This window comes from Butyrivibrio sp. FC2001 (genome assembly GCF_000424125.1).
Classification (GTDB): domain Bacteria; phylum Bacillota; class Clostridia; order Lachnospirales; family Lachnospiraceae; genus Butyrivibrio.
On the sequence record NZ_KE384132.1, the window covers coordinates 868,527 to 885,977 of the forward strand.

At 42.9% G+C, this 17,451-nt stretch carries 13 protein-coding genes; 4 read left to right on the plus strand and 9 right to left on the minus strand.

What is annotated here, in order from left to right:
- Nucleotides 1–41: 41 nt before the first annotated feature.
- Entirely contained in the window at nucleotides 42–1,121 is a 1,080-nt protein-coding gene (locus tag G601_RS0117470) for an acyltransferase (RefSeq protein ID WP_026491004.1), read from the minus strand.
- 49 nt (nucleotides 1,122–1,170) lie between these two features.
- Nucleotides 1,171–2,640 carry an AmmeMemoRadiSam system protein A gene (gene amrA, locus G601_RS0117475; RefSeq protein ID WP_026666093.1) on the minus strand — a complete coding sequence of 490 codons (1,470 nt, stop codon included), beginning with the start codon at nucleotides 2,638–2,640 and terminating at the stop codon, nucleotides 1,171–1,173.
- Between the two features lie 110 nt (nucleotides 2,641–2,750).
- On the opposite strand from amrA, the gene G601_RS25855 reads away from it, so the two are divergent.
- Together G601_RS25855 and G601_RS27260 are read left to right on the plus strand one after the other, a co-directional pair.
- Nucleotides 2,751–3,335, plus strand: a complete 585-nt coding sequence (locus tag G601_RS25855) for a DUF4234 domain-containing protein (protein WP_026666094.1) — start codon at nucleotides 2,751–2,753, stop codon at nucleotides 3,333–3,335.
- A 23-nt stretch (nucleotides 3,336–3,358) separates the two neighbouring features.
- A complete protein-coding gene (locus G601_RS27260) occupies nucleotides 3,359–4,672 on the plus strand; it encodes a macro domain-containing protein (protein WP_081673588.1) in 1,314 nt (437 codons plus the stop codon).
- On the opposite strand, the gene G601_RS0117490 is transcribed toward G601_RS27260, so the two are convergent.
- Nucleotides 4,644–5,012 (minus strand): hypothetical protein, encoded by a 369-nt coding sequence (locus G601_RS0117490; RefSeq protein ID WP_026491007.1) that lies wholly within the window; start codon nucleotides 5,010–5,012, stop codon nucleotides 4,644–4,646. The genes G601_RS27260 and G601_RS0117490 overlap by 29 nt on opposite strands.
- A gap of 111 nt (nucleotides 5,013–5,123) precedes the next feature.
- Between G601_RS0117490 and hflX the strand changes: the two genes are divergently transcribed.
- Nucleotides 5,124–6,449, plus strand: a complete 1,326-nt coding sequence (gene hflX / locus G601_RS0117495; protein WP_051205990.1) for a GTPase HflX — start codon at nucleotides 5,124–5,126, stop codon at nucleotides 6,447–6,449.
- Between the two features lie 120 nt (nucleotides 6,450–6,569).
- Entirely contained in the window at nucleotides 6,570–8,063 is a 1,494-nt protein-coding gene (locus G601_RS0117500) for a GGDEF domain-containing protein (RefSeq protein ID WP_026666096.1), read from the plus strand.
- A 31-nt stretch (nucleotides 8,064–8,094) separates the two neighbouring features.
- Here G601_RS0117500 and malQ read toward each other — a convergent pair whose 3' ends face one another.
- The 6 genes from malQ to G601_RS23960 form a co-directional block, all read right to left on the minus strand.
- Nucleotides 8,095–9,618, minus strand: a complete 1,524-nt coding sequence (gene malQ / locus G601_RS23945; protein ID WP_035790867.1) for a 4-alpha-glucanotransferase — start codon at nucleotides 9,616–9,618, stop codon at nucleotides 8,095–8,097.
- A gap of 111 nt (nucleotides 9,619–9,729) precedes the next feature.
- The gene (locus tag G601_RS0117510) at nucleotides 9,730–12,387 is read right to left on the minus strand and encodes a hypothetical protein (protein WP_026666097.1); all 2,658 of its coding nucleotides are present in this window, start codon (nucleotides 12,385–12,387) and stop codon (nucleotides 9,730–9,732) included.
- A 254-nt stretch (nucleotides 12,388–12,641) separates the two neighbouring features.
- Nucleotides 12,642–14,294 carry an aminoacyl-histidine dipeptidase gene (locus G601_RS0117515; RefSeq protein ID WP_026666098.1) on the minus strand — a complete coding sequence of 551 codons (1,653 nt, stop codon included), beginning with the start codon at nucleotides 14,292–14,294 and terminating at the stop codon, nucleotides 12,642–12,644.
- Between the two features lie 148 nt (nucleotides 14,295–14,442).
- The gene (locus tag G601_RS25390; protein ID WP_051200587.1) at nucleotides 14,443–15,084 is read right to left on the minus strand and encodes a sortase; all 642 of its coding nucleotides are present in this window, start codon (nucleotides 15,082–15,084) and stop codon (nucleotides 14,443–14,445) included.
- Between the two features lie 94 nt (nucleotides 15,085–15,178).
- The gene (locus G601_RS25395) at nucleotides 15,179–16,387 is read right to left on the minus strand and encodes a Cna B-type domain-containing protein (RefSeq protein WP_026666099.1); all 1,209 of its coding nucleotides are present in this window, start codon (nucleotides 16,385–16,387) and stop codon (nucleotides 15,179–15,181) included.
- A gap of 5 nt (nucleotides 16,388–16,392) precedes the next feature.
- The gene (locus G601_RS23960; RefSeq protein ID WP_035790868.1) at nucleotides 16,393–17,283 is read right to left on the minus strand and encodes a class C sortase; all 891 of its coding nucleotides are present in this window, start codon (nucleotides 17,281–17,283) and stop codon (nucleotides 16,393–16,395) included.
- Nucleotides 17,284–17,451: the final 168 nt, after the last annotated feature.

The window sequence follows — 17,451 nt, forward strand, 5'->3', positions numbered from 1 at the left end:
GGAGACCACTCGATTTTTTATAATCATCCGTCCTCTATGCTTTAAATCGTAAAGTTTCTATAGTTCCCTATTTTTTTTGCTATAACATTTGATACCGGTTTTGCAACCGCCGAGTACACGAAATAACATATGGTACATATAAGATAAATACATATAACAGTTGCTACCAGATGCACCAGCATAAGTCCCGGATTACCTGCCGCAAACTGCTCTATTTTGAAGAGCCCAAGAAACCTGATATGCAGAATATATACAGTAAAGGAGGCCCCTGCCAACGTATTTATCATCTTACTGTTTTTAATCTTGATATCCTTAAATAGTATAAACACAATGACAGCCATAGCAATAACAAGTGGATTGCTATAATTCCAGGCAACTGTATCATAGATATTTTTGCCGGCTCTCATTCCGTCAGCATAGGCCCATGCCATAATGAGACAGAGACAGATAAAGTAGGCAGTAATGAGCTTACTTCTCTCCCTGGTCTTACTCACATTATCCCGAATGGCTGCACCAAGCAGGTACAAAACCACGAAGTTTACAATGGTATAGCCTGCCTGTGAGCCCTCGATACCTATAGTGCTGCTTCCGTTTAACTGTCTGCCTGACCAATATCTGATGATATCTATAAATGTGGGATATATTGAAAAGAGAAAAATCGAGAAGGTAAGGAGTATCCTTTTCCCGCTGAGGTTAAGCCTGTCCCACATGACATTTATAAATGGTGATATCAGATACAGTGCAAAGAATATATACACATACCAGTTTGTTGAAAAAAGGCCCTCAAAAAGGTGATCAATTGTGATATCCGGCAACGTAAGCTTTACAAGCACAAAGAATAAGATAGCAAACAAGGCCACCTGCGCCACCAGTCCAAGGGGCTTTAAGAAATCCCTGGTATTGGTTTTACACAGAAAATATCCTGTTGTTATAACAAAAACATTAACAGCGCAGATACTAATAGTTTCAAAGAGAACCAGAATAAGCTGATTAAGGCTTCCGTCAGAAACCGTGGCAAACCCGCCATTACCCAGGCCATTGTAGTGAAGAACGATGACCATGCAGGTAGCCAGGATCCTCAATAATTCTATATTCGATTGCCTTTCTGCTCTCTCTTTCATATATCCTCCGAAAATTATCAGTATCCTCCAATTGTATCACAATATTCCCTTACAGGTGTCTTACCACCTCAAATCTCTCAAGGCTTATCTCCTCACCTGCAGGTATTCCTGCCTTCTGACAGGCGATATTGATCTGCTGGTTAACACTGTCAACGCCATCAAGATTGGGAAGAAGTAGTCCTCTCTTCCGCCCGCTTGTGACAATGACTCCGTATTTTTTTACATCAAGAAGATCCGTTGAGGATATTGGCTCAGGCTCTGCGAGAACATCAACACTTATCTCAAGCCAGGGAAGTTCATCCGTGGTTATGGTGGGGAATCTCGGATCATTTGTCCCTGCGCTTATGGCATTCTGAAGTATTTCCTCAGCAACGCAGCTCTGGGTAGGCGCAATGGTTCCGATACATCCTCTTAAAGCGCCGTTTTTATGTATGGATACAAATGCTCCTGCAGCTTTGCTTGTCATCTCCTCCGGGAGCTTTTCGAATTCGGTTCCTTTAAGATCAGCTAAGTGAACGCTCTTTCCACCGCTCACATAGTTTTCAAGTGAAAATCTGGCGAGCTTTACATAGATATCCTCATCTCTCTGCTTTCCTCTAAGCTCAGATAGCTTCTCCTGCCTCCATGTATCAAGGAAATGTCTGCTCTCATCAGGTCCTCCGACCTCGTAGGTGCAGATTCCATAGCCCACGCCAAAGGTGGCAGCATGGACGAGCTTTTTTGCCTTTACGGATAGTCCGTCAAGGACGCCCGCCATCATGACAAAGGATCTGTGTCCGCATTCAGCAGCCTTTTCACAGAAGCTATCCTCAAATTCAAACAGCTTCTTAAAATCTCCGCTTCCGCAGACTTCCATTATCCTCTCATCATATTCAGGTCCCTCGGGTGCAAAGCCATAAGGTCCATCCTCCTTCATCTTGTGGGAGAGGTCACCGCTGGCAATAAAGACAACGCGTCTCCCTGTATTATTTACAGCAGCCTGAATGATCTGTCCCATCTGATAATGGAGTGCTAAAGGAAGGCCTGAGAGGCCGATTCTTATAAGCTTAAAGTCTGTATATTTTTTGCATATATAGTACAGGGGAATCAGAGTTCCGTGATCCAGAGAAAGATCCCTCTCCCCCAGGGTTCCTGCCGGGAATTCATGACGGGCAAGTCCTTTTTCCCCTTTTCTTTTCTTTCCGGATGAGCTGGCCGCATCAGGACCACCATTTTCAGCTATGTGGCATATCTCCTCAACAAGCTCCTCATCATATTCCGCATCAAAACTTACTTCCTCTGCCTGGAATTTTCCCATGTCACCTGACGCGCTGTTTCCGGGTGATATATGAAAATAGTCCGCATACATTATGCTGTGCGGACTTGAGATAATGACTGTCTCAGGTTCTAATTCCGCGATCCTGTCAGCAACCTTTTCATACGCAGCAGTAACTTCAGCAATCTTCTTCTCCTCTCCGCGTCCTACCTCAGGTAGCATTATCGGCGGATGTGGTACCATGAAAGCTCCAACTATCGGCATATATTTTCCCCCTTATATTTATCCATTTTTCGTAAGCTTTATATCAGTATCATACTACTTTGTGCTATAATCAGATAGTACAATTATTTATAGAGAGGAGAATATAAAAAATGTTTTGTCCAAATTGTGGGGCTGAAAATTCAGACTCAACTAAATTCTGTACCAATTGTGGTGCACCCTTAGGGACTCAGAGCCAGGACAATGGCTTCTCACAGCCTAATTCCAATCCTACAGGCTTTGATCCTGCAAATTCTTTTGATCCTTCAGGAAATCCTGCGGGCTTCAATCCTCAGAATGGTTCAAATGGCTATGATTTCCAGCAAGGCCAGCCGGCTCCTTACTTCGGCGGCGCAGGAATTACAGGAAGAAATATCGCTGTTGCGATCATCTTATCTCTTGTAACCTGTGGTATCTATTCTATTTACTGGTTCATAGTACTTACAGACGAGACCAATCAGCTTAGCGGTCGTCCTAACGACACTTCAGGTATTGTTTCATTCCTTCTTACACTTATTACCTGCGGTATCTACGGCTGGTACTGGGCTTACAAGCTTGGCGAGAAGACAGATGCTATCAAGAACGATCCCAGCGGAAGTTCTTCAATCATATTCATCATTCTTCAGATCTTTGGCCTTGGTATTGTAAACTATGCTATCGCACAGGATGCAATCAACAAAGCAGTAAACTATCAGTAATTACATGATTTAAGGGGGACGACATGATTCACGTAATTCAGGGCGACATAACTAAGGTATCCGGCTTTGACGCTATAGTTAATCCTGCAAACAACTCTCTTCTGGGCGGAGGAGGTCTTAACGGCTTGATTCATCGAGCTGCCGGTCCTCAGCTCAAGACCGAGTGCCGCAGACTTAACGGTTGTGAAACAGGTGATTCCAAGCTGACTCTTGGTTATGATCTTCCCTGTAAATACGTGATTCATTCTGTCGGACCTGTCTGGATGGGCGGTACCGCCGGCGAGGAGAAGCTTCTTGGCTCATGCTACGCCAGCGCCATGCAAACCGCTCTCGATAATAACATCAGAAAAATCGCTTTTTCTTCCATTTCCACAGGTGAATACGGATATCCTTTAGACAAGGCTGCCAAGCTCGCAATAGCTACAGTCTCTGCTTTTGTTGCAGAATATCCGGACTCCTTTGATGACATCAGCTTTGTACTCTCAGATGATCTGAGCTTTAATGCTTATTCTGAAGAGGTCAAAAATGTAGTTGTTAAAAAGCCTGAAGAAAAGAAAAAGCCTGCTAAAAAGACAAAGTCAAAAGCAAAGACTTCAAAGGCAGCTGAGGAAGATACAAAGGATGCTTCTTCTGAGGAAGCTGTTAACGAAGACGTGATCGCATCTACTGATGCTGCTTCTACAGAACCCAAAGAGGAAGAAGCAGAAATAGAAATGCCCACAGATATACCGGTGCCTCCTATTTTCCAGAGTGCGCCTTACAACAGGTATCATATCGACTGGCTTATAGATGAAGTAGCTAACGGAACTTTGCACACCTACACCTGCTTCTGGCTCGCTGAAAAGAACAGCGATTTCTGTCAGCTGTCACCCTGGTACCAGGGCGAGCCGATTTATATAAACGGCCGTAAGTACCTCACTGCCATTCAGTACATATCCTCTGAAAAGGCACTTCTTTTTAACGATTTCAATTCTTACAAAAAGATCATGAACGAGTCTGATCCTGCTGTCTGCCAGAGACTTGGTGACAGCATCAAAAATTATGATGATTCCGTATGGAAAAACAGTTACAGGGAAATTCTTTTCAATGCGAATGTCGGAAAGTTTTTGTCAGATAAAAAATTCGCAGATGCTCTTCTGTCCACAGATGACACGGTTTTGATACACGCTAATCCTAACGATGATATCTATGGAGCAGGCATTACAAAGGAAGAACTGCTAACAGAAAGCGGCGCCTTAAAGACACCGCCTCAAAACTGGCATATGGAAGATTCTGATTTCCAGGCTAAGAACGAGCTTGGCTTTGTTCTTATGGCTGTTCGGGATCAATTTTCTTAAGGCCGTCATTTAAGGCCTTTTTCACCTTTTCATCCATGTCATTATTTACCTGTTCGGTAAGCATATCCATTATGCGACTGCTCCCCTTCGAAAATGACAGCGCGGAATGGGATGTTTTCATGCGGTCTTTTTTATCATCATCCCTGTGATTCATCTCATAGCTCTGGCGCATGGTCTGATCTAAGGTTCTCATGGCCTGCAGTGAATCATAAACCTCTGAAAACTCAGAGCCCATCTTCTCTTTTACCTTGCTATCCTGCTGCAAAAGCTCACCCTTTCCAAGCTTATCAAGGTATAGGTCTGTCATTTTGTTTATAGAGGATGATAAATCGTAACTCATAGGCACTCCTTTTTCCCATATTCCTATTACTTATATCGGCTTAAAATGTCTTATCTTTTAGTAAGAAACCATATATAATGATTCTTATCACTATATAAAAAGGACTAATTCATGAGTATTTCAGAAACCTACGAGACAATTGAAAATAACGATACTCCCAAGGCAATCCTTGTGGGGTTAAATCATACAGGTCGCGATGAGAGGGCATTTTCCCACTCCCTTGATGAGCTTAATGCTCTGACCAAGGCCTGCGACCTAGAGCCTGCCATGACAATAACCCAGACTCTTCCTCATCCCGACCACGCCACATTCATTGGCAGCGGTAAGGTTGATGAGCTAAAAAACCTGATCAGTATGCTTGATGCTGACATAGTAATTTTCGGTGATACCCTCTCTCCCATTCAGATAAGGAACCTTGAGAGGATTCTGGACACTGAGGTCATCGACAGAACCGGGCTCATATTGCAGATATTTGCGAAAAGAGCAAGAACAAGAGAATCCCGCATGCAGGTAGAGTACGCCCAGCTTCAGTTCATGCTTCCCAGACTTGCAGGCATGCGCACTGAGCTTAGCCGTCAGGGCGGAGGCAGCGGAAGACTCTCCAATAAGGGTGCCGGTGAGAAAAAGCTGGAGCTGGACAGACGTCGCATTGAGCAGCGCTGTGCAGAGCTCAGAAGAGAGCTTGAAAACGTGGAGCGTGAGCGCGACACCCAACGTGCAAAGCGTATGAACTCAGATATCCCAAGAGTGTCCCTTGTTGGATATACCAATGCAGGTAAATCCACTCTCCTCAATTCTTTTATTGACGCCAGTCATATCGAAGAAAAGGACAACAAGAAGGTTATGCAAAAGGACATGCTCTTTGCAACCCTTGATACCACAGTGCGAAGAATTGAACTTCCGGGTCACAGACCCTTCCTTTTATCAGATACGGTAGGCTTTATCGATGAGCTTCCGACTACTCTTGTTAAGGCATTCCGCTCCACTCTTTCGGAGGCAGTTTATGCTGATCTTCTTTTGGAGGTGATCGATTTTTCAGATTCGGATTACATGACACATATCGAGATCACAGAAAAGACACTTCAGGATATCGGAGCATCAAAAATACCGATCATTTATGTATTTAACAAGGCTGACCTGGTGGTTGGGAACTCCGAGCACCGCTCCATGACCATACCTCACGTAAGGGATGACAGGATATATATGTCAGCTGAGGATGGCATCGGTCTCGATGATCTTGTAACCATGATCGAGCGCACTCTCGAGGGCGAAAAGGTAGACTGCGAGTTCATCATCCCCTATTCGGATGGCGCAGCCCTTCATGACATAACCTCAAGAGCTGAGGTGTCTGAAACGGAATATACCGAAGAAGGAACGCATCTCACACTCAAATGCAGCAAAAAGATGGCGCTGAAATACATGAAATATGCCGTCTGAACATTAGTAATTTATTAGTAATATTTTATCGGAATTTTATAAAACAATAATTGAATAATAGTATAATAAAAACGGAACTATGTAGTTTTTATTTCCATGCATGTATAGCAGGGTTTCGAAATGAAAAAACTTGTGCGGATTATTCTGGCGCATTTTCAGTCTCAGGATATAAACGAATCTGTATATTTTAACAAGTTTTCTCAGAGCATACAGGAGGATAATAACAATCACCTGTATGTATCATTTTTCGTGTGTCCCCTGCTATATTTTTTAATGATAGCAATTTCCTGGAATGTCCAGGGCTCAATAGACAGCTTATCTATTGCTCTGTTCTTTATTCCTGAACAGATTCTGTATCATCTTATTGTTTTTCTTCATAAGAAGATCAGCCCCGATTCCACTCTGTCTGATCTGTACGCAATCTCCTACTACACCATCTTTGCACTTCAGATAATTCTGGTGGAGACAATTGCTTTTAATCACACTGAATCCATGTGGTTTCCTGCGCTGATAATGCTTCTTCCCATAATTTATGTAGACAGACTCTCAGGTTATCTGCTCACCGAGACAGCTCTCAGTATCCTGTACTGGCTTGCTGTTTTCATGATAAAGAGCAATAAGTTTGCAAAAAGAGATCTCATAGAAGGTATCATAGCCCTTCCAATCGCTATCTTTGTATCTCTGATGGTAAGCTCCATAAGAAATGCGCAGGCAATGCAAAATCAGTATCTTCGAGAGGAAAGCTCCTACGATAAGCTCACAGGACTTCTTAACAAGGGCGCTGCCAAGAAGGAGGTTGAGGAGTACTTTTCACGCAGACCTCTTGGTGAAAATACAGTTGTAATTTCAATCGATGCAGATAATTTCAAGCAGATAAATGACAAGCTGGGGCATTCAGCCGGAGACGTTGTCCTTGCCAATATAGGCTCAATCCTTAAGACTCACTTCCGCGTTGATGATATCGTAGCGAGAAACGGCGGTGATGAATTCCTGGTTGTAATGAAGGGCGTAGTTCCTCCCTTCCATCTCGATACCGTATGCCGCAGAATCCAGAAGAGCATTTCAGAGATCAAGGTCGAGGGTGGCTGGACCTTCACCTGCAGTCTGGGTGTTGTCATAGATACGCACCAAAAAAGCTTTGAATCTATTTTCGCAATGGCTGACGATGCCCTCTATGAATGTAAAATCCGTGGCAGGGACTGTTTCTCAGAATGGTACACCTATGATAAGCTTATCCCCAACGATAAGCCCCTTATCATGCTGAGCGCATCCAGAATGCATCCCAATATTGAGGAAACCGACGAGTATCTCAGAAAGGATTATGCCCTCATCTATGCCGAGAGCGGGAATGAAGTTCTAAACCTTGCCAGCCAGTACAGCAACCAGCTAAAGGTCATCATCCTTGATATGTCCATAGTCAAGATTCCGCCGGATCAGGTGTTGGCCTACATCAAGCAGCGACCCAACTTCTCACATATCAAGGTCATTGCAGCCTGTCCCAATCCCGATCACATAGCTATCGCAAGAGAAGGCGGTGCAGACGTAATAATTCCCGTACCAAATTATCCGGATAAAGTTGCAGCAGCAATTAAAAAATGCCTCGGAGAAGCCTGATACTATCAGCACTTCACGAGGCATTCTCTTTTTATTTCTTTGTCGCTTTCTTTGGCTCTTCCTTGGCAATCGGTACTCTGCTATAGGTTTCTGTCATGAGTTTTATACTGTTTGCAAGGTCCTCAGACAGAAAGTTGGGAGTTAATCTCCACTGCCAGTTGCCTTCTGAGGTTCCGGGAGTGTTTATTCTTGCTTCCCTTCCCTTGCAGAGATAATCCTGAAGAGGAACGATACACAGATCAGCTACAGATCTGTATGCTTCTCTTATTATATCCCACACAAATGCACCATAGTCGGTGTTCATGGAATTTACGTATCTTCTTGTAAAGGTTCTCTCCCCTTCACTTATCTCCTGTACCCATGCGAAGGTCGGCGTATTATCATGGGTTCCTGTGTAAACAACACAGTTTCTTATATGCCTGTGATTTACATAGATGCTGTCCCAGCTTGTAAAGCCGTACTGCAAGACCTTCATTCCGGGGAACCCTGAATCCTCCAACAGCTTCATATTTTCCTCTGTGGTGGTTCCAAGATCCTCCGCTATCATGTTAAGCTTTCCAAGCTTTTTCTCCAGAGCATTGAAAAGGTCCATTCCGGGTCCCTTCATCTGTTTGCCGTTTACTGCAGTCTCCTCTCCGAAGGGAACCTCATAATATTCTGCAAAACCATGGAAATGGTCGATTCTGATCACATCAAACCACTGGTAATTTCTCTGAATTCTCTTTACCCACCATGAATATCCATCCTTCTTCAAAGCATCCCAGTCGTATACAGGATTGCCCCAGAGCTGTCCCGTAGGTGAAAAGGCATCCGGAGGACATGCTGCCACAGCCTTGGGCTTTAAGTCCTTATCCATCTGAAAGGCTTCAGGATGAGCCCAGGTGTCACTGCTGTCCATCGCAACATAAAACGGCAGGTCTCCTATTATCTTAACCTTATGCTCCAGTGCGTATTCATGAAGCTTTTCCCACTGCTCTTCGAATTTAAACTGCTCGAAGTAGATAAATTCAATATCTTCCTTATGCTCTTTCCTAACCTTATCAAGAGCCTTTGTTTCCCTTTTTCTCAGGCTTTCAGGCCATTCAAGCCAGGATTTTCCTTCTTCCATGGCCTTTATCGTAATGTAGAGTGCATAGTCCTCAAGCCAGTATTCATTATCCTTAAGGAATGTCTTATATTCCTTTGTCTTTTCCTGTTCAGAAAATCTCACGTAGGCCTTCTTAAGAATAAGTGTGCGGTTCTCATACATCTTGCCGTAATCAACCTTCTCTATGTCGTTCCCAAAGTCGACACCATTTACCTCATCCCAGGTGAGCAGTCCCTCTTCTATTAGTTTCTCAGGAGAAATGAAGTAGGGGTTTCCTGCAAATGCAGAAACAGGCTGATAAGGTGAATTGCCAAAGCCTGTAGGACCAATTGGCAGCATCTGCCAGTATCCCTGATAGGACTTCTCCAAAAAGTCCACAAACTCATAAGCTTCTCTTGAAAAACATCCGATTCCGAATTTAGAAGCCAGCGAAAACACCGGCATAAGAATTCCACTTTCTCTGTGCATAAAACTCACTCCCCTCTGAACAAATACTTTTTCCTGTTTATATTATATCGCTATAAAGAAAAGAGCGCCACCAAAGTGACGCTCTTTAATAATCTCATATTGAAAGAATTATTATTCTTCCTTTTTCTTTCTGCTGATGATAAGCAGGATAGCTATAGCAGCAGCTGCACCCATAAGTACAAATACTCTTGCAGTATTGGTTGTATCCTCAGTGTTAGCACTTCTTGCAGCGCCAAGAACTGCAGGCTCTTCGTTTGTACCATTGAGCGGTCTCATAGCTCCAAGAACTGCAGGAGCCTCAGGGTTAGGTGTGTTATTGCTTACCTGATCGTTGTTGCCACCGTTATCATCGTTTTTCTTAGGTGACTCTGTCTTCTTGTTATTTTTCTTCTTATTCTTCTTAGGCGGATTCTCAGGGTCCTTAGGATCTTCCGGAGGATTGCCCTCTGTAGATGATGTAACCTTAAGTGTTCCGTATCTCTGCTGGATCTCGTAGTTTGAAAGCTTTGTTGTGCTGTTCAGCTGATAATCAAAGGTATTCTCCCTTTCTCCTACTTCAGTCTGAGATGCGAAATTGCTATATTTCTCTACTCCATCAGTTCCAACAAATCCGCCATTGTCCTTGCCAGGATCAGCGATGCCGTTCTCTGTAACGGTCTCTGCTGTAAGAGGTGATCCGTCATAAACCTTCTCGGCAGATGCAGAAACAAGTTCTACCTTTCTGGGCATAACGTAAAGTCGACCAATTTCCTTAGTATCTGCTGTATCACCATCAGCATTTTTCTCTGTATCAACTGTTGTCTTGGTTGTAGAATTGCCATTAAGGTCTACCTCAGTCTCAAATGAGAACCAATCTTTAATGTTTCCTTCTACACCATCAACATTTGCTGTTACACCGCTCATATCAAGAATAATAGGATAGTAACGCTCACCGTTTTCATCAATCTTCTGATGTTCTTCATCTACAACATCAGTACCTCTACCGCCTGTAACCTTAAGTCCGCTTACAGTAACATCGATAGGGTTCTCTGCGCCTATATCAACTGAGATGGTCTGAGGAGGAATAATTCCAGATCTTGCATCTTCATCTGATTCCCCTGACTCATTCTTTTCAGGCTTATTCTTCTCAACCACAGTAGTGATATGAACGTTCATGTTAGCAGTCTGCTCTGTACCGTTGTAATAAACTCTTGTGATAGGTCCCTGTCCATCTGTATCAGGAGTGATAGCAATCTTGATCTTAGTTCTCTTAACCCACTTTGCATAGAGATTTACATTATATGTAATGTTATCGTAAGTGTGTCCGACATCAATTCTCTCACCCTTGCAATCAGGTGTCATATACCATCCGTCGAAGAAATATCCTTCAGGAGCGTCAAACTTAATATCTTCTACACTGTACTTTGTGTTATTAACTCTCATTCCGCGTACTACAGGTGAAGCATTTTCCTTATCGCAGTCTGCAGGATAATTGGAGTTATATGTTACTCTTGCGGAAACATATCCGTCGATGTGATAGCCATCAACCTCAAGCTTGTATACATACCAAACCACGTTCTTCTCTGTGAGTACTTCTGTGTTCTCGATTGTAGGATATGTTTTTGCAAGATATTTATTTATGGATTCAATAGTTGAAGAAGGTGTGTTTTCATAATCAACGTTATCTCTTACAAGTGTTGAATATGTTCCATCAAGGTTCTTATATTCTTTCTCCTCTTCATTATAGAAAGAATAATAGTTATTCTTCTTTTCATCATCAACTAAGCTGGCAAGAGGAGTCTTGATTGTTCCAAGCCATTCAACGCCATCAGGGCTATAGTATACCTTTTCATCACTATGCTTATCCTTCGGCTGAGGCTGGAGCAGCTTCTGACCGGGCTTAAGGATATAGAATGCAAATTCCTTTGTATCAATCTTACGGAAATTTGCTGTATATTCTGCACCGTCTACGAACAGATCACCTGTAGCCTTAAAATTCTTTGTGGTACATACTACATTTCCATCCTTGTCGGTCCAGTTATATAAATAATATCCACTATAAGGATTAGCAGTTGCTACCTCGGGTTTCGTTAACTTAAAAGTGTAACTACGTACCCAACGGCCTAGCATAGAGACATTTCCACCAGCACTTGCGCTATATGTTATGGAAATCTCATTAGTTTCAGGCTCAGCAGCATCCCCTGCGGCAGGTGTATTGGCATCGCCATCACTAACTTCAGGCTCTGTATCCATAGGATCACCTGCATTTCCATCAGAAGGAACAGCTGCATCGGCATTCTTTTCTACCTTATCTGCACTGTCTTCTTCCTCAGGAGCAGCTGCCTTATCGGCGTCATTCTGCTCTGCAGCCTTATCAACATCAGTGTTATCCAGATTGTCAGCAACATCTTCTGCTGCTTTATCTTCCTTTACATCCTCTGCAGGCTGTTCTTCTGCAGGAGCTGCAGGTGCTTCAACAGCAGGCTCATCTGATGTATCGTCCTTCTGTTCAGTTGAATCTTCTGTCGGATCTGCAGGCTGTTCAACATCCCCTTCAGCCTTTTCCTCATCCTTTACTTCCTGATCAGCCACATCTGCTGAATCTGTTAAATTCTTCTCGATGTCTTCAGCTTTCTCATCAGCAGGCAAATCCCCAACCTGTGCTTCGATTGCTGGTGTTTCATCGACCTCCGCTCTTACTCCGAGACTGTTATAGTCGGAAGTAATGGTCGATGAAAGTAAAGCTATAGCCAGTACGGCTGTAAGCTTCCTTACAAAACCTTTCTTCATACTTATCCCTCCTAAATGTAATAATTTTGCATGGAAATGCAAAAATACATAGACCATTATAAAGCGTTTCTATTACTGCGTTTCAACGGAATATGCACAGATCTGTGCATATTCCGTACTTGACAAATACACCATTTTATGCATATCCCTTTTCAGGCAAAAAAATAACCCTTCATTTATCATTTTCATCAAAATGTCAAGGTTTTGATGAAAATTCATGAAGGGTTGTTTAAATATTTTAAGCTGTCTTTTTATCAAAGCTCTTTAAGAACTTCACATAAGTATTCCCAGGTTCTCTTTGTAGAAGCAACACTAAGCTTCTCTCCTGTAGAATGAATATCCTGCATGTCAGGTCCGAAGGATACACAGTCAAGGTCCTTGATCTTTTCAGAGAAAAGTCCACATTCAAGTCCTGCGTGTATAGCTTCGATTTTTATATCCTTATTATAGAGTCTCTTAAATACCTCTGCCATCTTATCTCTAAGGGGTGATTCCTCAGCATAAGCCCATCCGGGATATTCTCCGGTAGTCTCATGAATACCGCCAAATCCCTCGATGATGATCTCCAGCTTGCGAAGGAGTGTTTCCTTAGCAGATTTAATGGAGCTTCTTACGGAGTAATCAAGAAGGAATGCCTCTTCAACCGTGCCTGAGCTCTGGCTTGCAGCCTCTTTTCCTTCGATAGCTCCTATGTTACTGTTAACGATTTTCAAGATTCCAAGGTTCAGTGATGTCTCTACAAGTCCCTCTATAGAAGCGCTCATAGCCTGCGGGCCATAAGGCATAGCACAGATACATCTTGCCAGCTCTATAACCTCAGCACAGGGAATTACGCCTGATATAACCTGTCTCTTCTCGTGGTTCTCTGTAAAGGCGTCAACACTTGAATCAAGGTTAACTGAAGCCATGTTGGACACATCTGTTTCTTCCGGAGGAAGGCTTGTATCAACAACCTCCTCAACAACAATTGAAAGTCCGGGATCCTTTACGCCCAGTTCCTTCTTCAGCTCATCTTCAACCTTATATGCAATTGAAGAAAGCTTTCCAAAGAGTGAGAAGAATGATACATTAGGTCCCTTTATGTTGCCGTGCATCTGTGATGCAAGTCCCATGAGCAAAAGCTCTGCCTCGCAGTCAGTAGCAATGGCATTGTCAGCAACGCCACCGTTAAGACTTATGATACCAACCTCAAGGGCATCTGTGATCTCAAGAAGGAGTCTGCCCATGATAACATTGGCATTTCCTCTGCCCTTGACTATCATCTCACCGGAGTGGCCTCCTAAAAGACCCTTAACGTGAATCTTAACCTTGATACCACTCTTATTTTCTCTGGTAATAGGAAGGTATCCATGGAAGCGTGCACCACCGGCGCAGCTTACTATAAGTGTACCCTCTTCCTCATTATCAATATTAATGAGTCTCTTACCCTCGATATCATCACACTTAATGGCTACAGCGCCATCCATACCAACCTCTTCGTCAGTAGTAATGATAACTTCAAGCGGAGGATGCGGTATCTTATTGCTGTCAAGAAGTGCCAGAGCATAAGCTACAGCAATTCCGTCATCGCCACCAAGGCTGGTCTTATCTGCCCAGATATACTCTCCGTCTGTCTGCAGCTTAAGAGGATCCTTCTCCATGTTGATCTTGGCGTCCTTTTCACATACAGCCACCATGTCCATGTGTCCCTGCAGGATAACAGGCTCATGATCCTCATAGCCCTTAGTTCCGGGCTTTTTGATGATCACGTTCAGGGCTTTGTCCTGTCTCACATAGAGATCTCTGTCCTTTGCGAATTTCACAAGGAAATTGCTAATCTTCTTTACATTCTTAGAGCCATGAGGAATATTACAGATTTCCTCAAACCATTTAAATACTTCTTTTGGTTCTAACTTTTCAAGTGCCATTATTATAAATTTCCTTTCAAGAAAAAATTTAAAAGCTTTATATGCATCAATTAATATGATACCACAATTTTCTCACAATAAAAATTCCGGCCTGAGCCAAAGCCCAAACCGGAACATATGTAAAACTTTTTTATTATATTTTTCTATTTTAATCGCCTGAAACCGCGTTCTCGATTTCCTTGGTCACCGAATCTCCTGATCCGGGAGCAACCATCTTAACGAAATCGCAGCGTACTGTCACACGGCTTGCACCGCCAATGGTACAGGTAAATACTGTAAAGTCCCATTCACCCTCGTCCATTTTATCGACCTCATAGGTACCAATTTCTTCGATGTAAGTAACCTCGTAATAATACTGGCGTCCATCGATATCGGTCACAATAATGGTGTCTCCTGCAATAAGGTTCTTGAGATTACCAAAATGCCTCGTATAATTGTGGCCTGCCACAATCAGATCATTTTCATAAACAGATCCCTTATAGCGGCAGGGTGAAGTCTTCGCATTTGTAGAAGACCACTCTGTCTGGATCGGAAGTCTGATATCAATAGCAGGTATTGTTATTATTCCAACAAAAGACTGACCGTTAACATCAACGGATTTCATATCCCCTGTCGGATTCATCTCTATTGGAGTATTGGTAATCTGCGCTTCAACTCCCTCAAGGAGTCCTGCTGCGCTCACTCCTGCTGCCAGATCCTCCTGCTGGTTATGTACCACGATATTTGCGGCAATCCCTATGCAGATGAATCCCAGCAGAATCATTATCCTACCTTTTGTGATTATTTTCATGTTAAGCCCACCTTTATATATATGAAAGTAAGCCCCACTATTTCACTTTAATCTACCTGTCGCCCCACCGTCAGCTATGCTGACAATATGATAATTATTTTCTTTTTCTCTCACTTCTAAAGCCAAGGAATATAAGAATTATTCCAACAATAGCAAGTATCGGAATAGGCCACCAAAGCTGACCTGTCTGAGGAAGTCTTCTTGCACCCAATACTGCAGGAAGCTCTTCCGCAACCTTTCTGATCGCGCCAAGTACTCCGCCATCATCTGAAGCTGAATCATTAGACGGCTTGTCGGGCTTATCCGGTGTATCGGGTGAATCCGGATTATCCGGGTTGTCGGGATTCTTAGGATTCTTCGGCTTATCCGGCTTGTCGGGTTCATCAGGTTCATCCGGTGTCTCAGGATTTTTGGTATTTACTACGATGAATGTATTTTCATTCCTTGAAATATTTGGTGTGTACTTATCTGAGTTCATAACCTCTTCTACTGAGAAGGTATGTCCCTTTTCAGATTTCCACTTGTACTGCCAGTTATTTGTGCTTGAAAGTGTAACTGTCTCTAAAAGTGATCCATCACAGTAGATCTTTACATCAATTGATGAAGGTCTGTCAGCAGAGCCATTATCAACCCACTGCTTATATACCTCAAACTCTTCAGGATCTCCCTCGAGCTTTATTGCTTCTCTCTTGGGAATAGCAACTACATCATAATATGCATTTGACCAGGTTCCGTCCCAATCGTTACCCTGATTTTCTTCAAGGTTATTAGGACCAGGAACTACTGAAAGGAAATCCCAGTATTTGTACTGAATATCATCGATAACAACTGGCTCATTGATTCCAAGATAAAGTCCCTTATCAACGGTTCCAAGTCTTGCAAAGCCTTCGGCATCAGATGTTCCTGTATAGCTGGGCTGAACACCATTCTCATTTACAAGGATTGTTGCCTTGGTAACAATGCCGTTCCAGACATCCTGGTCTGCTATGGAATACATATCCTTAATCTCTGCATCCAACTGATCAAACGGAGCTACCAATGTAAATTCTCCGTTCTCGGATATTGAAGCCATCTTGTAAACTTTTACATTTACTCCAGCCATTTTGCCATACTCGGGCAGCTCTTCATTGCCGTCAAAGTAATAGTAAACTGACAATGTAGCATCCTTGCTCATGTCAATCTTACCAGAAGCATAGCTGTCTGATGTTGTGGCACTGGCTGTAGCAGGAATCAGCAAGACTGATAAAAGTCCAGCCATGGCTCCACCCATAATCCATTTCTTTGCCTTTTCAAAAATCTTCATAAAACTTACCTCGATGGTCTGCGCAGATCATCTACTGTCGCAGACTTTTTCTTCTTCCCTCGGTCTGATGTACTTGCAACAAACCAAATAAACAGAACTAATATGATCGGTCCTGCAATAAACGGAGCAACTACAAGATTATTAAACTTAGTTGCATCAGCAGGAACTATAAGTCTGGTTTCTTCATTATAATCAACACGCCTGCCCCTAACGAGCATTCTGTGAGTGTTAACGCCATAGGGTGTACACGTCACCAGCGTGACATAGTCTTGGTCAGGATAAATCGTCAGTCCCTGTGTCTCCTCAGGAAGAACAATCTGTATATTATCAACCTGATACGCGAAGGTCTGATTCATTATATGTAAGAGGAATGTATCCCCTTCTATCATTTGATCAAGCTCTGAAAAGAGCTTAGCGGACGGAAGTCCTCTGTGTCCTGATAAAATCGCATGTGAACCGGTTGTACCGGCAGGAAGCGATGATCCAGGTATATGACCTATTCCAACCTGCAAAACAGATTCTGTTACATCATGATAAACCGGCAGGTCAACGCCGAGCTTCTCAATCTCAATATGTCCCATTACTCCGGTTCCGGTGGGATCAAGCACTGAATGATATTCAGCAAGTTCTTCATCTGAGAGGTTAAAATTCATTCCTCTCTCTTTAAGTTTGTCATTATATTCCTGAGCAGTTTGCCAATATGTATTGTAATCTTCCTCAGTTAAAGTAGACATTAAGTCTTCGTAATCTGTTACTGTTCTACTCTGATTCTTGGTATTTATATAGTTACTTACAGACGGATACAGAAAAATACCAAGGCCCACAAAGAAAACGGCTGCAAATATGAGGTTTGGCAATTGCTTTGCAAATCCCTTACTCTTCATTCTACTATCCATCCATTAAATGTAAGTACGTTTATCTTCCCAAATCTGATTCCCTGAAAATCTGTGTTCCGAGGCGAACGGATGAGTCCGCCCCAGAACCCCAGCATGTTTCTATATATATTGTCTACAGAAACAAGATTCATTTTTCAGTAAAATATATTTTTTTAAATCTCTACCTGT

Bases quoted from the DNA above. Each gene is read 5' to 3' on its own strand.
- G601_RS0117470 (WP_026491004.1), bottom strand. From the start codon at position 1,121: ATGAAAGAGAGAGCAGAAAGGCAATCGAATATAGAATTATTGAGGATC.
- amrA (WP_026666093.1), bottom strand. From the start codon at position 2,640: ATGCCGATAGTTGGAGCTTTCATGGTACCACATCCGCCGATAATGCTA.
- G601_RS25855 (WP_026666094.1), top strand. From the start codon at position 2,751: ATGTTTTGTCCAAATTGTGGGGCTGAAAATTCAGACTCAACTAAATTC.
- G601_RS27260 (WP_081673588.1), top strand. From the start codon at position 3,359: ATGATTCACGTAATTCAGGGCGACATAACTAAGGTATCCGGCTTTGAC.
- G601_RS0117490 (WP_026491007.1), bottom strand. From the start codon at position 5,012: ATGAGTTACGATTTATCATCCTCTATAAACAAAATGACAGACCTATAC.
- hflX (WP_051205990.1), top strand. From the start codon at position 5,124: ATGAGTATTTCAGAAACCTACGAGACAATTGAAAATAACGATACTCCC.
- G601_RS0117500 (WP_026666096.1), top strand. From the start codon at position 6,570: ATGAAAAAACTTGTGCGGATTATTCTGGCGCATTTTCAGTCTCAGGAT.
- malQ (WP_035790867.1), bottom strand. From the start codon at position 9,618: ATGCACAGAGAAAGTGGAATTCTTATGCCGGTGTTTTCGCTGGCTTCT.
- G601_RS0117510 (WP_026666097.1), bottom strand. From the start codon at position 12,387: ATGAAGAAAGGTTTTGTAAGGAAGCTTACAGCCGTACTGGCTATAGCT.
- G601_RS0117515 (WP_026666098.1), bottom strand. From the start codon at position 14,294: ATGGCACTTGAAAAGTTAGAACCAAAAGAAGTATTTAAATGGTTTGAG.
- G601_RS25390 (WP_051200587.1), bottom strand. From the start codon at position 15,084: ATGAAAATAATCACAAAAGGTAGGATAATGATTCTGCTGGGATTCATC.
- G601_RS25395 (WP_026666099.1), bottom strand. From the start codon at position 16,387: ATGAAGATTTTTGAAAAGGCAAAGAAATGGATTATGGGTGGAGCCATG.
- G601_RS23960 (WP_035790868.1), bottom strand. From the start codon at position 17,283: ATGGATAGTAGAATGAAGAGTAAGGGATTTGCAAAGCAATTGCCAAAC.